Genomic DNA, 16,734 nt, shown 5'->3' with positions numbered 1-16,734 from the left:
TCCAGGACCCTGGGGATCGTCAGTGCTGGTAGCCGTAGACGCCGCGCGCCTGGTCGCGGACGAGGCGGCCCTTCTCCAGCTCGATGACGCGCTTGCGCATCTGGTCCACGATGTTCTGGTCGTGCGTGGCCATCACGACGGTCGTACCGGTGCGGTTGATCCGGTCGAGCAGCTTCATGATGCCGACGGAGGTCTGCGGGTCGAGGTTGCCGGTGGGCTCGTCGGCGATCAGCAGCTTGGGCCGGTTGACGAAGGCGCGGGCGATGGCCACGCGCTGCTGCTCACCGCCGGACAGCTCGCCCGGCATCCGGTCCTCCTTGCCGCCGAGCCCGACGAGGTCGAGCACCTGCGGCACGGACTTGCGGATCTCGCCGCGGGACTTGCCGATGACCTCCTGTGCGAAGGCCACGTTCTCCGCGACCGTCTTGTTGGGCAGGAGCCGGAAGTCCTGGAACACCGTCCCCAACTGGCGGCGCATCTGCGGCACCTTCCAGTTGGACAGACGCGCGAGGTCCTTGCCCAGCACGTGCACCTGTCCGTGGCTGCACCGCTCCTCGCGGAGGATCAGCCGCAGGAAGGTGGACTTTCCGGAGCCGGAGGACCCCACCAGGAACACGAACTCGCCCTTCTCCACTTCCAGGGACACTTCCCTGAGTGCGGGGCGGGTCTGCTTGGGGTAGACCTTGGAGACATTGTCGAATCGGATCACGGATGCACCACGGGTCGCCGGGGGTAGATGTGCGTGACCATACGCGAACCGGGTAGGCAAGCGCAGTCGCCGGTCAGGGTTCCGGGCGGGTTGTGCTTATTTGTACCGTCCAGGTGGCCGCGAGAGATGTGCGCCACCCCTTCCGCAGCGCCCGCGCGGGCTCCGGAGGAACCTGGCACAGTGGAGGGGGAACGTTCTCGGCCCCGTACACGTTGTACGGGTGATGGCCGGTGCAAGGAGGGCGAGCGCATGACGTACGACCGGTTGGTGTGCGCGAACTGCGCGGCGCCCGTGAACGAGGGCCGGTGCCCCGTGTGCCGCGCCAACCGCGAGCGACTGCAGCAGGAGAACTTCCTCGCGGGACTGAACCCGATGGCGCTGATCGCGCTGCTGGCGGTGCTGATCGCCGCCGTGGCGCTGCTGGCGCACCAGAGCGCGTGAGCGTTCCCGCCCCGTACACCTGAAGGGCCCGGAGCACAGGCTCCGGGCCCTTCGTGGTCAGCGGTGGGCACGCGTCGTACCCGGCCGGCTACCGTCAGGCAGCGGCACCGCCCCGGCCGCCGACGAGGCGCGGCAGAACACGGAAGCCGATGCCACCGGCGATCATGGTGGCGGCGCCGACGATCAGGAACGCCGTCTGGCCGGCACCGGTCTCGGCGAGCTCGTCACCGCTGCCCTGGGCCTGGGTGTTCGAGCCCGTGGTGTCGGAGCCGGTGTCGGTGAGGGCCGAGGTGCCCGCCTCCTGCGCGGAGGTGCCGGAGCCGCCGTCGGGGTCGTTGTTGTTGCCGCCGTCGTTGTTGTTGCCGCCGTTGCCGTGGCTGCCGCCCTGCGAGGGCTCGGAGGACGCGGTGGGGTTCTCGGAGGGCTGGGCCGTCGTCGGCTCCGGGTCCTCGGTGGGCTCGGTCGGCTCCTCGGTGGGGTCCGTGGGCTCCTCGGTCGGGTCCGTCGGCGTGGCCGTCTCGGTCGGGATGGTGGTCGGCGGGTCGGTCGGGTCCGTCGGGTCCGGGGTCGGGTCCTCGTCGGCGCACAGGACGCCGAGCACGCAGTCCGACTCCGTGGCGGAGGCGGCGCCCGCGGCGGTCAGGGAGGCGCCCGCGGCGATCACGGCGCCGGCGGCGATCCGCGCGATCCGGATCCGCGTCTTCTTGGTCATATGGTTGCTACCCCCAGTAGCTGTAGGTCAGTGAGCGGCGCATGGGGCCGGCCGTGATCGACGGAGGCAGCGGACGAAGTTCACGTCACCGCGCGGGTCCCCCGGTTCACATGCGCCCCAGAGATACGCATGCCAGCTTCACCTTTCCCATTTTTCAAAGCAACGTCAAGGCCGTTGCGCGTGCGATGTCCACCGGTGGGCCGTATGCCGGGAGTTGCGGTGTGTAAGTGTGATGGAGAACCCAGACAAAACAACAACTGCCGCCCAAGGGGCGGCAGTTGTCAAGTCGACAAAATTACTTCTCTTGCTGCTTGCGCCAGCGAATACCGGCCTCGAGGAACCCGTCGATCTCCCCGTTGAACACGGCCTCCGGGTTGCCGACCTCGTACTCCGTCCGCAGGTCCTTGACCATCTGGTACGGGTGCAGCACGTACGACCGCATCTGGTTGCCCCAGGAGTTGCCGCCGTCGCCCTTGAGGGCGTCCATCCTGGCCTGCTCCTCCTGCCTGCGCCGCTCGAGCAGCTTCGCCTGGAGGACGTTCATCGCGGTGGCCTTGTTCTGGATCTGCGACCGCTCGTTCTGGCAGGAGACGACGATGCCGGTGGGCAGGTGCGTGATGCGGACCGCGGAGTCGGTGGTGTTCACGCCCTGACCGCCGGGGCCGGAGGACCGGTAGACGTCGATCCGCAGCTCGCTCTCGTCGATCTCGACGTGGTCGGACTGCTCCACGACGGGCAGGACCTCCACGCCCGCGAAGGAGGTCTGCCGGCGCCCCTGGTTGTCGAAGGGCGAGATGCGCACCAGCCGGTGCGTGCCCTGTTCGACGGAGAGGGTGCCGTAGGCGTAGGGGATCTGCACGGCGAAGGTGGTGGACTTGATGCCCGCCTCCTCGGCGTACGAGGTCTCGTACACCTCGGTCTTGTAGCCGTGCTGCTCGGCCCACCGCAGGTACATGCGCTGGAGCCGCTCCGCGAAGTCGGCGGCGTCGACGCCCCCGGCCTCGGCGCGGATGTTCACGAGCGCCTCGCGAGCGTCGTACTCGCCGGAGAGCAGCGTGCGGACCTCCATCTCGTCCAGTGCCTTGCGGACGGCGGCGAGCTCGGACTCGGCCTCGGCACGGGTGTCCGGGTCGTCCTCCTCCTCGGCCATCTCGAAGAGCACGGCGAGATCGTCGATCCGTCCGCGCAGCGCCTCCGCCTTCCTGACCTCGGCCTGGAGGTGGGAGAGCCGGCTGGTGATCTTCTGCGCTTCGTCCGGGTTGTCCCACAGGGACGGCGCGGCCGCCTGCTCCTCGAGCACGGCGATGTCTGCCCTCAGCTTGTCGAGGTCCAGAACGGCCTCGATCGACTCCATGGTCGAGGAGAGGGACTTGAGCTCTTCGGATACATCGACGACTGCCACGCCATCCAGCGTAACGGTTCCTTCAGCCAACCCCGGCCGAAAGAGGTATCCGGGGCCGGTCCGGGGCCGCGCCGGGGGCCGCCGCCGCCCTGCCCCGCTCCGGCCCCGTGCCGGGCCTCGCCCTCAAGCCCCGGACGGGCCTCGTCGCCAACTGCCGGACGGGCCCGGCCTGCTCACGGCGTCGAAGAGGTGTGCGTTTCCCCGGGGGGCGTTCCCGAGTCGTCGCCCGAGGTCGCCAGCCACGCGCCGACGCCGAGCGCCGCCGCGAGCGTGACTCCGGCCACTGAGAGGGTGATCCTGCGCCGCCGCGCGGCCGCCCGGTGCCGTGCCGAGCCGGGGCGGGGCGCTCCGGCGGCCCGGGGGGCGCGTGCGGTGCCCCGCGCGCCTCCGGCCAGCTCGTCCGGGCCCGGCACCCGCATCGAGGTGTGCGTGTCCCGGTTGGAGTCCGGCTCGGCCCCCGGCACCAGGGACACCGCCCCGCGCCGCCGCACCGGTTCGTCCCCGGGCCGCGCCGGGAAGGCCTGCTCCTGCGCCACCGTCTCCCCGGAGGCCTCCGCGTCCGGCTCGTCCACCTCCAGCGGGGGCACCCCGGCCAGCAGCGGCAGCTGCTCCCGCAGCCGGGCCGCCAGCTCCGACGCCCTGAGGCGCGAGGCCGGCGCCTTGGCCAGGCACTGCACGATCAGCTGCCACAGCTCCTCGGGGATCCCGGGCAGCGGTACGACCGTCTCGGTGACGTGCCGCCGCAGGACGGCCCCGGGGTGGCCGCCCCCGAAGGGGGTGAAGCCGGCCAGCAGCTCGTACAGCACCGTGGCCAGGGCGTAGATGTCGACCGAGGCGCGGGGCGGCAGGCCCTCCACGATCTCCGGCGCCAGGTAGTCCGGGGTGCCGATGATCTTCGTGGCCCTGGTCCGCTTGGGCGAGTCGATCAGCTTGGCCACGCCGAAGTCGGTCAGCAGCGCCGGGTGCGCGCCGCCGGGGCCGAGCGGGCCCTGCATGTCCAACAGCACGTTCTCCGGCTTGACGTCCCGGTGCACGACGCCGGCCGCGTGCGCCGCCGCGAGCCCGTCGGCGACGTCCGCGACGATCGCCACCGCCGCCTCGGGCGCGAGGCGGCGCTCACGTTCCAGCCGGGTGCGCAGGTCCGTGCCCCGGACCAGGTCCATGACGAGCGCGAGGTCGTTGCCGTCGACCACGAGGTCGCGCACCGAGACGACGTTCGGGTGCTCCAGGCCGAGCAGGGCGGTGCGCTCCTGCACGAAGCGTCCGACGAGTTCCTGGTCGGAGGCGAGGTCCTCGCGCAGCAGCTTGATGGCGACGGGCCCGTCCGGTCCCTCGCCCAGCCACACCGTGCCGGCGCTGCCCCGGCCCAGGATCTGGTGGGCGGTGTACCGGCTGCCGATCTTCCGTGCCAAGGCTGCTCCTACTGACGCGTGTTGTCGTTAAAAGTACGCGTCCGAGGAGCCAACCTTCACCGGGGGGACGGAAATCACCCGTCAGATGTCGACAAATCCCCAAACCGGCGATCAGTTGCCGCCGGTCTGGCTCCCGAGGTCCTTGACCCACTTGGTGGCCGTGCCGACCCAGTGGGTCAGCTCCCCCCAGTAGCTCCTGCCGGTGCCGATCCAGTCCTGCAGGGGGCTCAGCTCCCAGATCAGCCAGCCCGCGACGAACAGGATGACGATCGTGAACAGGCATCCCTTCAGGCAGCCGAGGCCGGGGATCTTCATCGGGTTGGCGCCGCGCCGGCGCGGCTCCCGTGGCTCCCGCGCCGGCCGCCGGGGCTCCGCCGGAGCGGGCGGGGCGTACTGCTGCGGCTGGGGGGCGTACTGCTGGGGCTGCTGCTGCGGATAGCCGTACCCGGGCGGCGGGCCCTGCTGCGGACGCTGCCGGGCCTGGCGCGGCTGGGGCTGCTGCGGGCGTGCCTGCGGCTGCCGGGGCTGCTGCTGGGGCTGCTGCTGGGGCCGGGCCACCTGGCGCTGCGGGCGGCGGCGCAGCGGGTCCTCGTCCGGGTCGAGGTACTGGACCTGGGTCTGCTCGTTGCGGTCACGGGCGGCGCGCAGCTGGTTCTGCCAGGGGTGCGGCTGCTCCGGCGGCTGCTGGCCCTGTTGCCCCTGCTGTCCGGCGCCGGGCCCGCCGGGCGGCACCGGGGGCATGACGGCGGTCGGGTCGGCGGCCCCGGTGTGCGGCAGCACGGTGGTGGGGTCCGCCGCGCCCGCCGGGCCGCCGGTGTGGGGCAGGACGTCGGTCGCCCCGTTCGGGTCGTACGCGCCGGGCGCCGGGCGCGTGGGAAGCACCTGCGTGGGGTCGGCGGCCCCGGGGACGCCCGGTACGGCGGCCGGCGCCGGGTCCGGGGCGAGCAGGGCCCCGACGCCCTCGGCGGCGGCGATCTGCGCGCTGTTGGCGTGCACGCCGATGCCCTCGGCGACCACGCGCAGGCCGCGCGCCAGGTTCTCGGCGCTGGGCCGTTCCGCCGGGTTCTTGCGCAGGCAGCGCTCTATGACCGTCCAGAGCGGGTCGGGGACGGTCGAGGGGCGGCGCGGTTCGGCGCTGAGGTGCTGGTGCAGCACCTCCAGGGCGCTACCGCCGGAGAACGGCGGGCGGCCGGTGACCAGCTCGTACAGCAGGATGCCGGCGCCGTAGATGTCGACGGCGGAGGTCTGCGGGCGGCCCTCGGCGCTCTCGGGGGCGACGTAGGCGGGCGTGCCCACGAACTCCTGCGTGCGGGTGAGGCCCGGGGAGTCGGCCAGGCGCGCGATGCCGAAGTCGGTCAGCAGCGGGTGCAGCCGGCCGTCGTACTGCTGGAGCAGCACGTTGGCGGGCTTCAGGTCGCGGTGGACGACGCCGTCGGCGTGGCTGGCGGCGAGCGCGTCGGCGACCTGCGCGGTCATCAGCGCGGCGGCGACCGGCGTGAGGGGCCCGTTCTCGCGCAGGTAGCGGTGCAGGTCGGGGCCTTCGACGAGGTCCATGACCAGCGCCAGCAGGTCGCCCTCGACCACCAGGTCGCGCACCCGGACGATGTTGGGGTGGGTGAGCCGGAGCAGCACGGACCGCTCCCGGAGGAACCGCATGACGACGTCGGCGTCGCTCGCCAGCTCCTCCTTGAGGACCTTGATCGCGACGGTCTCGCCGGGCTGGCCGGGCACGGCCGCCTCGGCGCCCGCGGTCTCACGCTGGCGGGCTCGCCAGACGGTGCCCGTGGCGCCGCGTCCGAGCGGCTCCTCGAGCAGGTACTTGCTGCCTACCGGCCGCACGTCATGCGCTCCCTGCTGCTTGCTTCGGCTGCTTGCTTCGGCTGCTTGCTCGCCTTTTCCGGTCCACTGTAGTGCCGCCCCTCACGGCACTACGTATGCGTTCCGGTGCATGTTCGAAGGAAAGACGCTCACCTCGGTCCCCCGGTTGCCGCGGCCGGACGTGACCGATCTCAAGTGATCGACGGTGCACTACCGGTCAGGCACTTTTGGGGGCAGAGCTGACCAATCAAGATCACTTGACGCCGGGCGAGGGGCGCGCTGTCAGTGGCAGGTGCGAGGATGCCTGCAGTACTGGCCGACGTGCTCGTGCGGGGTGGGGGGAAGTCCGCGCCCGCGCAGAAGGGACAGCTGACGGCGATGCAGATCCGGCTGACCGTCGTAGACCCGCTGGGCCCGTCCCCGCAGCGGGGCCGCGCCGCGCGCCGCGACGTGCTGGTCACGGCGCCCGCGGGCACGGCCCTGGCCGCGGTGGCGTCGGCGCTGGCCTCGGCGGTCGCCGGTGACGGGGGCCGGGAGCCGGCCGGCGCCCAGGTCGTGCTGTACGCGGGCGTGGAGCGGCTGGACGCGGGCCGCGCCACTCTGGGCGAGCCCCCGCTGGTCGACGGCGCCGTGCTGTCCGTGGGCGCCCCCGCCGAACCGGAACCGCACCCCGAGCTCGACGACGCCCCGACCCAGCTGCACGTGGTCGCGGGCCCGGACGCGGGCGGCGTCCACCTGCTGCACGGCGGTCAGGTCACCATCGGCCGCTCCGCCGACGCCGACGTCCCGCTGGACGACCCCGACGTCTCCCGGCTGCACTGCGCGGTCACGGTCGCCGCCGACGGCCGGGTCTCGGTCGCCGACCTGGGCTCCACCAACGGCACGGCGCTGGACGGCACGCGCGTGGGCGAGCGGCCGGTGCGGTTCGCCCCGGGGGCTCTGCTGCGGATCGGTGAATCGGCCTTGCGGCTTACGCCGTCCGGGGGACCCGGGGCCCGGGTGGAGACGACGCCCGACGGGGAGGGGTGCGTGCGGGTCGCCCCCGGGGGGTCGGCCCCCGCCGCGCGCGTGGGGTCCGACGGCACGCCCCTGGGGCATACCGGCCACGCCTACGGCCCGGCGGGCTGGGGCGCCCCGGGCGCGGCACCGGACACCCGGGAACACGGGTCCGCAGAACCGGCCGTGCCGGGGCAGGGCGGGGCGCCCCGGATCGAGAGCCGGGACGGCGGGGACACGCACGCCGGTCCCTTCGGCGTCGGCGGCGTCGGCGGGGCCTTCGCGGCCCACGGCACGGCGGACGGTCCCGCCGCGCCGGATCCGGCCCCCGGCGCCCGCAAGGCCACCCCGCTGCGCGGCACCGACGTCCCGCAGGGCGTCCGCAGGCGCGGCGGGATCGGCGCGTGGGCCCGCCGGCTGACCGGCGGACGCGGCGAGGCCGCGGGGGACCTGCGGGCGTACGACCAGCAGGACGCCGACGGGACCGTCCCGCCCGCGGCCGGCCTTCCCACCCAGCAGCCGGAGACCTGGCCGGACCCGGCGGCGCTGCTGCTCACGGCGCTGGGCCCCGGGCCACGGCTGTGGGAGCGCGGGCCGGGCCACCCGGAGACGCTCACCGTCCGGCTCGGCACCGCCGACCGGGCCGTGCCGGACGGCTCGGCGCTGCTGCCCGCCGTCCCGGTCACCGCCGACCTGCGCGAGGCCGGGGCGCTGGGCCTGGCCGGACCGCGCGCACGGCTGTCCGGGCTGGCGCGCGCGGTGCTGGCCCAGCTGGCCGCGCTGCACTCCCCCGACGACCTGGAGATCGTCCTGCTCAGCCCGGACCGCGCCCGGCCCCTGGAGGAGCGCACCGCCGAATGGTCCTGGCTCGGCTGGCTGCCCCACGTACGGCCTGGCCACGGCCAGGACTGCCGTCTGCTGCTGGCCTACGACCGCGAACAGGCGGCGGCCCGCACCGAGGAGCTCCTGCGCCGGCTGGACGACCCGGCGACCGGGTCCGCGTCCGGCACGAGGCCGGCGCCTGCGGGAGGCGGCCCCGGGCCGGCCCCCGGCACCCGCACTGGCACCGGCACCGGCACCGGCGGGCATGACGCACCGGAGCACGCGGGCGCGGCGGATCCTTCCGCCCGTACCCCGGCCTCCGACTCCCGCCGCGCGGTCCGGCGCCCCTCCTGGGCACGGGACGACGCCGGCGCGGACCGGCCCGGCGGCTTCCCCGGGCCGTACACCGTGGTCGTGGTGGACGGCGACCCCGAAGGCGCCGCCCTGCGCGAGTCGGTGGCGCGACTGGCCCTGGAAGGACCGCGGGCCGGAATCCACGTGGTGTGCCTGGCCGAGACGTCACCGGCCTCGCCCGCCTCGCCGGTGACCGACACGTACGAGGCGGCGTGCGCGGCGGCGCCGACGTTCCGCGCATGCGGGGCCGTGGCGCTGCTCAGCGGCGACGTCGCCACCGCCCTGCGGCTGATGCGCGTCGCGCGGACCGACACACCCACCGGCCCCGCCGGACCGGTGGGCCCCGGCACGGTCGCCGCCGTCGACGCGGTCTCCGCCGCCTGGGCGGAGCGGTTCGCGCGGGCGCTGGCGCCGCTGCGGCCGGACGGCACGGCCGCTGAGGCGCACGCGCGCGTGGCGGCACCGCTGCCCCAGTCGGCGCGGCTCCTGGACGAGCTGGGCCTCGCCCGGGCGACCCCGGCCTCCCTGATGGCGCGCTGGGCGGACGCCGCCGACGACAAGGAGTCGCTCGGCGGGCGGGCCTGGGCCGTGCTCGGCGCCGGGTCGCGCGGGCCGCTCTGCGCCGACCTGGTGGCCGAGGGGCCGCACCTGCTGATCGAGGGGCCGCCCGGCAGCGGCCGTACGGAGCTGCTGCGGGCCGTCGTCGCCTCGTTCGCCGCCGCCGAGCGCCCCGACCGCCTGGGCGTCGTCCTGATCGACGGCCGGGACGGCGTCGGCACCGGCGCGGCGCACGGCGACGGGCTGCGCGCCTGTACGGAGATACCGCACGTCACCACCTACCTCACGGCCAACGACCCGGTCCGCATGCGGGAGTTCGCCCAGTCCCTGAGCGCGGAACTGAAGCGGCGGGCCGAGTTGCTCGGGCGGGCCGACTTCACCGAGTGGCACACGCACCGCGAGGTCTCCGGGCGCATCGTCGCCCAGCGCACACCGGCCGGGCGGTCCGCGCCCGCCACCGGCGGGGCCGGGGACCTGGAGACCCCGCCGAGCTCCACCACGATGCGGCTGAGGCCGGGGGCGGCCGCCCGGCAACAGGTCGAGGCGGCGCCGCCGCTGCCCCGGCTGGTGGTGGTCGTGGACGACCTCGACGCGCTGGTCTCCCCCGCGCTCGGCTCACCGGGCCGGCCCGCCGCGGGCTCGGTGATACGCGCGCTGGAGGCGGTGGCCAAGGAGGGCGAGCGGCTCGGCGTCCACCTGGTGGCCGCCACCGGCCCCGGGGGCCGCACCGCGGAGTCGGAGCCGGCCCGCCGGGCCACGCTACGCGTCACCCTGGACGCTCCGGCCTCCGGCCCGGACGAACCGGCGCCGGGGCGCGGGCGGCTGGCCCACGCCGACGGGCGCATATCCGCCTTCCAGGGCGGCCGGGTGACCGGCCGCATCCCCCGCACCGCCACCCAGCGCCCCACGGTCGTGCCCCTGGACTGGCACCGCATGGGCGACCCGCCGGCCCGGCGTCCGGTTCGCGAACTGGGCAACGGACCCACGGATCTGGCCCTGCTGGCGAGCGCGGTGGAGCGGGCGGCACGGGAAGTGGCGGCCGCGGAAGTCCCGTCGCTGCTGTAGCTCCCCGCGGCGCGCATACGAGCCTGATCACGAGCCGGTCACGATCCCCCGGTCGGCACCGCAGGCGCTCTTGCCGCCGTCACGTCGCCCGGCGTAGACCGGACGCCACGGGACAGTGCTCATACGTTCAACGAAGAACGAAGAACGGGGCAGTGATGCGTAGCAACAGCAACACCATCCGGACACACAGGGCCGTCACGACATGCGCCGCTCTCCTCGCGGGAGCGCTGTTACTCACCGCCTGCGGCGGCAGCGACGACAAGAAGGACGACGGGGGCAGCAGCGACGGGCCCACCGGGAGCGGCTCCACCGTCTCGCTGCCGAAACTGAACGGCGCGAGCCTGGAGGTCGCCGCCGTCTGGACCGGCACCGAGCAGAAGAACTTCAAGCGCGTGCTCGCGGAGTTCGCCAAGCGCACGGGCGCCAAGGTCACGTTCGTCCCCGCACAGGACCCGATCATCAACTTCCTCGGTTCGAAGATCGCGGGTGGCCAGCCGCCGGACGTCGCGCTGCTGCCGCAGCCCGGCGCCATCAAGCAGGCCGTGGACAAGAAGTGGGCCAAGCCCCTCGGCGCGGACGCCGTCAAGGAGTTGCAGAAGAACTACTCGCAGGGCTGGCAGGACATCGGCAAGGTCGACGGCAAGCAGTACGGCGTGTACTACAAGGCCGCCAACAAGTCGCTGATCTGGTACAACACCCAGGCCTTCGAGAACGCGGGCGCCAAGGAGCCGAAGACCTGGCAGGAGCTGCTGACGACGGCGCAGGCCGTGTACGACTCGGGCGTGACCCCGTTCTCGGTCGGCGGCGCCGACGGCTGGACGCTCACCGACTGGTTCGAGAACGTCTACCTCTCCCAGGCGGGCCCGGAGAAGTACGACCAGCTCGCCCAGCACAAGATCAAGTGGACCGACCCCTCGGTGAAGCGGGCGCTCACCACGCTCGCCCAGGTCTGGGGCAAGAAGGACTACGTCGCGGGCGGTGCCGACGGCGCGCTGCAGACCGAGTTCCCGGCCTCCGTCACCCAGACCTTCACCGGCGGCGACCAGCCGAAGGCGGCCATGGTCTACGAGGGCGACTTCGCGCAGGTCAACATCGGTGACACCAAGGCGAAGGTGGGCACGGACGCCAAGGTCTTCCCGTTCCCGGCGGTGGGCTCGTCCGCGCCGGTGGTCTCCGGCGGTGACGCGGCGGTCATCCTGAAGGACTCCAAGGCGGCCCAGGCGCTGGCCACCTTCCTGGCCTCCCCGGACGCGGCGACGATCCAGGCCAGGCTCGGCGGCTACCTGTCCCCGAACAAGAGCGTGCCGAACTCGGCCTACCCGAACGAGGTGCAGCGCACGATCGCCAAGGCGCTGATCGCCTCCGGCGACGACTTCCGCTTCGACATGTCCGACCAGGCCCCGCAGGCCTTCGGCGGCACCCCCGGCAAGGGCGAGTGGAAGGACCTTCAGGACTTCCTGAAGAACCCGAAGGACGTGGCGGGCGCGCAGGCGAAGCTGGAGAAGGACGCGGCGGCGGCCTACGGGAACGGGAGCTGATCCGGCGATGGCGTCGGCAGCGGCGGCGGGGGCCCCACCGGGTCCCGCCGCACCCAAGAGCCGTAGGAGCGTGACCGGTACCCGCAGGACCGTGGCAGCCCTCTTCCTGCTGCCCGCCCTGGTGCTGCTCGGCGCGCTCGTGGTCTACCCGATCGGGTACTCGGTCGTCCGCAGCTTCTCCAACGCCTCCGGTGACGGCTTCGCCGGAGTCGACAACTACAAGGCGCTCTTCACCGACGACGGCATCCGCACCGCCCTGAAGAACAACATCATCTGGGTGGTGTTCGCGCCGACGGTCTCCACCGCGCTCGGTCTGGTCTTCGCGGTGCTGACCGAACGGGTGCGCTGGGGCACGGCGTTCAAGCTGGTCGTCTTCATGCCGATGGCGATCTCGATGCTGGCGGCCGGGATCATCTTCCGGCTGGTGTACGACCAGGACCCGGACAAGGGCGTCGCCAACGCGGTGTGGGTCGGCATCCACGACACCTTCGCCCAGTCGTCGGCGTTCCCGAAGGCGCACCCGGGCCGCCGGTCGCCGCTCGAGCCCGACGGGGGCGGTTTCATCACGTCGGCGCCGGTGCACACCGGCCAGGTGATCACCCTGCCGCTGGTCGGCGTGGCCCCCGACCAGATGCCGGACAGCGCCAGGAAGGCGGTGGCCGCGAAGCCGGAGCCGGGGAAGATCACCGGCACGGCCTGGCAGGACTTCACCCGCGGCAAGGGCGTCGGCAGGCCGGGCGCCCCCGATCCGTCCGAACTGGGCTACTCGGGCATGCGGATCGAGGCGGTCAGGGACGGCAAGGTGGTGGCCTCCACGAAGGCCGCCGCCGACGGCACGTTCACCCTGCCCGCGGCGGCCAACGGGGCCCGGCTGCGCTTGCCCCCCGGCAACTTCAAGGAGCCGTACAGCGGCGTGGACTGGCTCGGCCCGTCGCTGGTCACCCCGGCCATCATCGGGTCGTACGTCTGGATGTGGGCGGGCTTCGCGATGGTGCTGATCGCGGCCGGGCTCGCGGGTGTGCCCCGGGAGCTGCTGGAGGCCGCCCGGGTGGACGGGGCCAACGAGTGGCAGGTGTTCCGCAAGGTCACCGTCCCGCTGCTCGCGCCGGTCCTCGCGGTCGTCGTCGTCACCCTGATGATCAACGTCCTGAAGGTCTTCGACCTGGTCTACATCATCGCGCCGGGCTCCTCCCAGGACGACGCCGACGTGCTCGCCCTGGAGCTGTACCGCAAGGGCTTCGCGGAGGGCCAGCCGGGCATCGCGAGCGCGATCGCGGTGTTCCTGCTGCTGCTGGTGATCCCGGTGATGCTGTTCAACATCCGCCGGCTGAGGCGGGAGGTGCGGCGATGACCACGCACGCCGGGAGCATCGGTGAGACGGCGCCCGTCGAGACCGTGAAGGCCAGGCAGTCGCCGGCCTCCAGGCTCGTGGGCAAGCTCGGCGGCGGACTGGTCCGCGCCTTCCTCCTCGTCGTCGGCCTGTTCTGGCTGGTGCCCACCATCGGCCTGCTCATCTCCTCGCTGCGCGCACCGGAGGACATGAACGCGACCGGCTGGTGGCAGGTCTTCGGCAAGCCGTCCCAGCTCACCTTCGACAGCTACCAGAAACTGCTGGAGAACGGCGACATCACGGGCTCGCTGTGGAACACCGTGCTGATCACGGTCCCGGCGACGATCCTCGTCGTGGTCATCGGCTCCCTCGCGGGATACGCCTTCGCGTGGATGGAGTTCCCGGGCCGCGACTGGTGGTTCCTGGGCGTGGTCGGCCTGCTGGTGGTGCCGGTGCAGGTCGCGCTGATCCCGATCGCCGAACTGTTCGGCAAGATCGGCCTGTTCGGGACGATCCTCGGGGTGATCCTGTTCCACGTCGGTTTCGGACTGCCCTTCGCGGTGTTCCTGCTGCGGAACTTCTTCGCGGAGATCCCCCGCGAACTGCTGGAGGCGGCCCGCCTGGACGGCGCCGGCGAGCTGCGTCTGTTCTCCCAGGTGGTGATGCCGCTGGGCGGGCCGGCCATCGCCAGCCTCGGCATCTTCCAGTTCCTGTGGGTGTGGAACGACATGCTGGTCGCGCTGGTGTTCACCAAGTCGGGCAGCCAGCCGATCACGGTCGCGCTGCAGACTCAGGTACGCCAGTTCGGCAACAACATCGACGTCCTGGCACCCGGCGCGTTCATCTCCATGGTGATCCCGCTGGCCGTGTTCTTCGCTTTCCAGCGGCAGTTCGTGTCGGGCGTGATGGCGGGCGCGGTCAAGTAGGGCGCGGACGCGGTCCGTTGACGGGGCGGGCCGGTCGACCGGTCCGCCCCTTCGCGGGCACCGGGTGTCCCCCGGATGCCGCAGGAACCGTAACCAAGTCACTCCATCGGCCGTTCCCGGGCAGAACGCCCGCGCCGAACCGACCCATGGATGTCCCTTGCCCAGGTTCAGTGTCACCGTCCCCGCGTACCAGGTCCAGGCGTACCTGCCCGAGGGCCCGGACCCGGTGCCGCCGGAGGCCCGTGCGCGGGCGGTGCGCCCGCCCGGGAGGAGCCCGGGTCGCGCCCGCGCGCGCCCCGCCCGCCACCGTGCCGCAACCTTCCGGCGGCCTCCCCGTCACCGAGAGCCGCTGAACACCGTTTGCTCTTCCGGGAGTTCCCATGCCCCGGCCTGAGCCCAGGACGGCAAGGACTGGCGCCAGGACAGAGAACAGAAAGAGCAGAATGCCCCGCTTCAGCATCATCGTCCCGTCCCACGGGGTCGCCGGCCGGCTGTCCCAGGCGCTGGACTCGGTCCTCGCCCAGTCCTTCGGCGACCTGGAGCTGATCCCGGTCTGCGACGGACCCGACACCCCGGCCGCCGACGTCGCCGCCGGTTACGCCGAGCGGGACTCCCGGGTGCTTCCGGTCCACTCGCCGCCCTCGGCCGGCCGCGGCGGGGCGCGCAACACCGGGGTGCGGGCGGCGACCGGCGCGTATCTGCTCTTCCTCGACGGTGACGACGTCCTCGTGCCCGGGGCGCTGGCCACGCTCGACGCGCGGCTGGCGGAGACCGGGGACGTCGACGTGCTGTACTTCGAGCACCTGCGGACCCCCTGGTGGGAGGGCGAGCCGAGCAACCCGGTGCAGCCGCTGCTGGCGAGGGCGCCGGCGGGGGCCTTCGCGCCGGACCGGGCGCCTCAGGTCACCGGCGTCCAGCTGCCGCCGTGGAGCGCCGCCTACCGCCGTTCCTTCGTCACCGGGCGGGATCTGGCCTTCCCCGAGGGGCACTTCACGGACCTCGGCTGGGGCGGTCTGACCACGCTCGCCGCCGAGCGGGTCGCGGTACTGCGGTCGGTCCTGCTGCGGCACCGGCTGCGGCGCCAGGGCAGCCGGCTCAACCTGCCGGGGCCGCACCAGCACGACCTCCTCGACCAGGTCGAGCGGGTGCTCACCCGGGCGGCCGAGCGGGAACTGCCCGCCGAGCGGACGCGGGCGCTGTTCGAGCAGCTCTTCGCGGTCGTGCTGAAGACGGCCTCCCGGCCCGAGCGGCTGCACTCCGGGCGCCGGGCTTTCTTCCGCCGGGCGTGCCGTCTGTACCGGCGCCACCGTCCGGCCGGTTTCCGGGTGCCGGGCGGCAGCCTGGGCGTGCAGCACCGGCTGCTGGCGGCGGGGGCGTACACCGCGTTCCGCGCGCTGCGGAGCGTCAACCAGGGGATGGTGAAGGCCGTAGAGGGCGTACCGCGCCCGCGCGCGCTGCGCACGCGCCTGAGGTACGCGCGTGACCTGCGGCGCCCGCTGGACGCGAACCTGGCCGTGTACTGCGCCTACTGGGGCCGCGGTTACGCCTGCAATCCGGCCGCGATCCACGCCAAGGCCCTCGAACTCGCCCCGCACATCCGCTCGGTGTTCCTGGTCGAGCCCGGCCAGGAACACGCCATGCCCAGCGGCGTCGCCTACGCGGTGATCGGCAGCCGCCGCTACTGGGAGGTGCTGGCCCGCGCCAAGTACCTGGTCAACAACGCCAACTTCGCCGAGGGCGTCGTCAAGCGGCCGGGCAGCGTGCACCTGCAGACCCAGCACGGGACCCCGCTGAAGAAGATGGGCGTGGACCAGTCGACGTACCCGGTGGTGGCCGCGCAGACCGGCAGCTTCGCCAAGCTGCTCGGCCGGGTGGACCGCTGGGACTTCAACCTCTCCGCCAACCGCCACTCGACGCAGATGTGGGAGCGCGCCTTCCCCGGTTCGTACGAGGCGCTGGAGTACGGATATCCGCGCAACGACGTCTTCTACACGGCGACCGGCGAGGACGTCGCCCGGATCCGGCGCGAGCTGGGTGTCCCCGAGGACGCGACCGCCGTCCTGTACGCCCCCACCCACCGCGACCACCACTCCGGCTTCGAGACCGGCCTCGACCTGGAGGCCTTCTGCGAGGCGGCCGGTGACGACGTGGTCGTGCTGCTGCGCGCCCACTACTTCTACGACCGGGGTCCCGGCGGGAGCAGCGGCCGGATCATCGACGTCACCGCGCACCGCTCCTCGGAGGACGTGTGCCTGGCCGCCGACGCGCTGGTCACCGACTACTCGTCGATCATGTTCGACTACGCCAACCTGGACCGGCCGATCGTGGTGTACGCCGACGACTGGGAGGTCTACCGGGAGACCCGGGGCGTCTACTTCGACCTGATGGCCACGCCGCCCGGACCCGTCGCCCGCACGCCCGAGGAGCTGGCCCGGATCTTCCGTGACGGTTCCTACGCGGGGCCCGGGTCCAGCGAGCTGCGGGGCGCGTTCCGGCGGCGGTTCTGCGAGTTCGACGACGGCCGGGCCGCCGAGCGCGTCGTACGGCGGGTGCTGCTCGGCGAGCCGCCGGAGGCGATCCCGCCGGTGATCCCGCTCGCGGAGCGCATTCCCGCCCCCGCCGCCGCGACCCTCGTGAGGAGCTGACCCGCC

At 73.3% G+C, this 16,734-nt stretch carries 11 protein-coding genes; 6 read left to right on the top strand and 5 right to left on the bottom strand.

Going from position 1 to position 16,734, the window contains the following annotated elements; genetic code table 11:
- Positions 1 to 19: 19 nt before the first annotated feature.
- Positions 20 to 709, bottom strand: a complete 690-nt coding sequence (gene ftsE, locus ABZX30_RS25480) for a cell division ATP-binding protein FtsE (protein WP_132851613.1) — start codon at positions 707 to 709, stop codon at positions 20 to 22.
- A 249-nt stretch (positions 710 to 958) separates the two neighbouring features.
- On the opposite strand from ftsE, the gene ABZX30_RS25475 reads away from it, so the two are divergent.
- Positions 959 to 1,150 (top strand): hypothetical protein, encoded by a 192-nt coding sequence (locus tag ABZX30_RS25475; protein WP_355937335.1) that lies wholly within the window; start codon positions 959 to 961, stop codon positions 1,148 to 1,150.
- Between the two features lie 94 nt (positions 1,151 to 1,244).
- On the opposite strand, the gene ABZX30_RS25470 is transcribed toward ABZX30_RS25475, so the two are convergent.
- The 4 genes from ABZX30_RS25470 to ABZX30_RS25455 form a co-directional block, all read right to left on the bottom strand.
- Positions 1,245 to 1,862 (bottom strand): hypothetical protein, encoded by a 618-nt coding sequence (locus ABZX30_RS25470; RefSeq protein ID WP_355937334.1) that lies wholly within the window; start codon positions 1,860 to 1,862, stop codon positions 1,245 to 1,247.
- Positions 1,863 to 2,157: 295 nt separating this feature from the next.
- Positions 2,158 to 3,264, bottom strand: coding sequence for a peptide chain release factor 2 (gene prfB / locus ABZX30_RS25465; RefSeq protein WP_355937332.1), 1,107 nt, complete (start codon positions 3,262 to 3,264; stop codon positions 2,158 to 2,160).
- A 173-nt stretch (positions 3,265 to 3,437) separates the two neighbouring features.
- Positions 3,438 to 4,676 carry a serine/threonine-protein kinase gene (locus ABZX30_RS25460; protein ID WP_355937330.1) on the bottom strand — a complete coding sequence of 413 codons (1,239 nt, stop codon included), beginning with the start codon at positions 4,674 to 4,676 and terminating at the stop codon, positions 3,438 to 3,440.
- A 111-nt stretch (positions 4,677 to 4,787) separates the two neighbouring features.
- The gene (locus ABZX30_RS25455; protein WP_355937328.1) at positions 4,788 to 6,515 is read right to left on the bottom strand and encodes a serine/threonine-protein kinase; all 1,728 of its coding nucleotides are present in this window, start codon (positions 6,513 to 6,515) and stop codon (positions 4,788 to 4,790) included.
- A 357-nt stretch (positions 6,516 to 6,872) separates the two neighbouring features.
- Between ABZX30_RS25455 and ABZX30_RS25450 the strand changes: the two genes are divergently transcribed.
- The 5 genes from ABZX30_RS25450 (at position 6,873) to ABZX30_RS25430 (ending at position 16,728) form a co-directional block, all read left to right on the top strand.
- Positions 6,873 to 10,289 (top strand): FHA domain-containing protein, encoded by a 3,417-nt coding sequence (locus tag ABZX30_RS25450; RefSeq protein ID WP_355937363.1) that lies wholly within the window; start codon positions 6,873 to 6,875, stop codon positions 10,287 to 10,289.
- Positions 10,290 to 10,444: 155 nt separating this feature from the next.
- Entirely contained in the window at positions 10,445 to 11,827 is a 1,383-nt protein-coding gene (locus ABZX30_RS25445) for an ABC transporter substrate-binding protein (RefSeq protein WP_355937326.1), read from the top strand.
- Positions 11,828 to 11,897: 70 nt separating this feature from the next.
- Positions 11,898 to 13,178 carry a sugar ABC transporter permease gene (locus tag ABZX30_RS25440; protein WP_355937324.1) on the top strand — a complete coding sequence of 427 codons (1,281 nt, stop codon included), beginning with the start codon at positions 11,898 to 11,900 and terminating at the stop codon, positions 13,176 to 13,178.
- Positions 13,175 to 14,083: a carbohydrate ABC transporter permease gene (locus ABZX30_RS25435; RefSeq protein WP_355937323.1), complete on the top strand. Its 909-nt coding sequence runs from the start codon at positions 13,175 to 13,177 to the stop codon at positions 14,081 to 14,083. The genes ABZX30_RS25440 and ABZX30_RS25435 overlap by 4 nt, the downstream gene beginning before the upstream one ends.
- 443 nt (positions 14,084 to 14,526) lie before the next feature.
- Positions 14,527 to 16,728: a bifunctional glycosyltransferase family 2 protein/CDP-glycerol:glycerophosphate glycerophosphotransferase gene (locus ABZX30_RS25430; protein ID WP_355937321.1), complete on the top strand. Its 2,202-nt coding sequence runs from the start codon at positions 14,527 to 14,529 to the stop codon at positions 16,726 to 16,728.
- Positions 16,729 to 16,734 lie beyond the last annotated feature (6 nt).

Origin of the sequence: Streptomyces sp. NPDC004542 (assembly GCF_040610035.1) — a bacterium.
In the GTDB taxonomy this organism is placed as follows: Bacteria; Actinomycetota; Actinomycetes; order Streptomycetales; family Streptomycetaceae; genus Streptomyces.
This window is presented reverse-complemented; position numbering and strand designations above follow the sequence as displayed.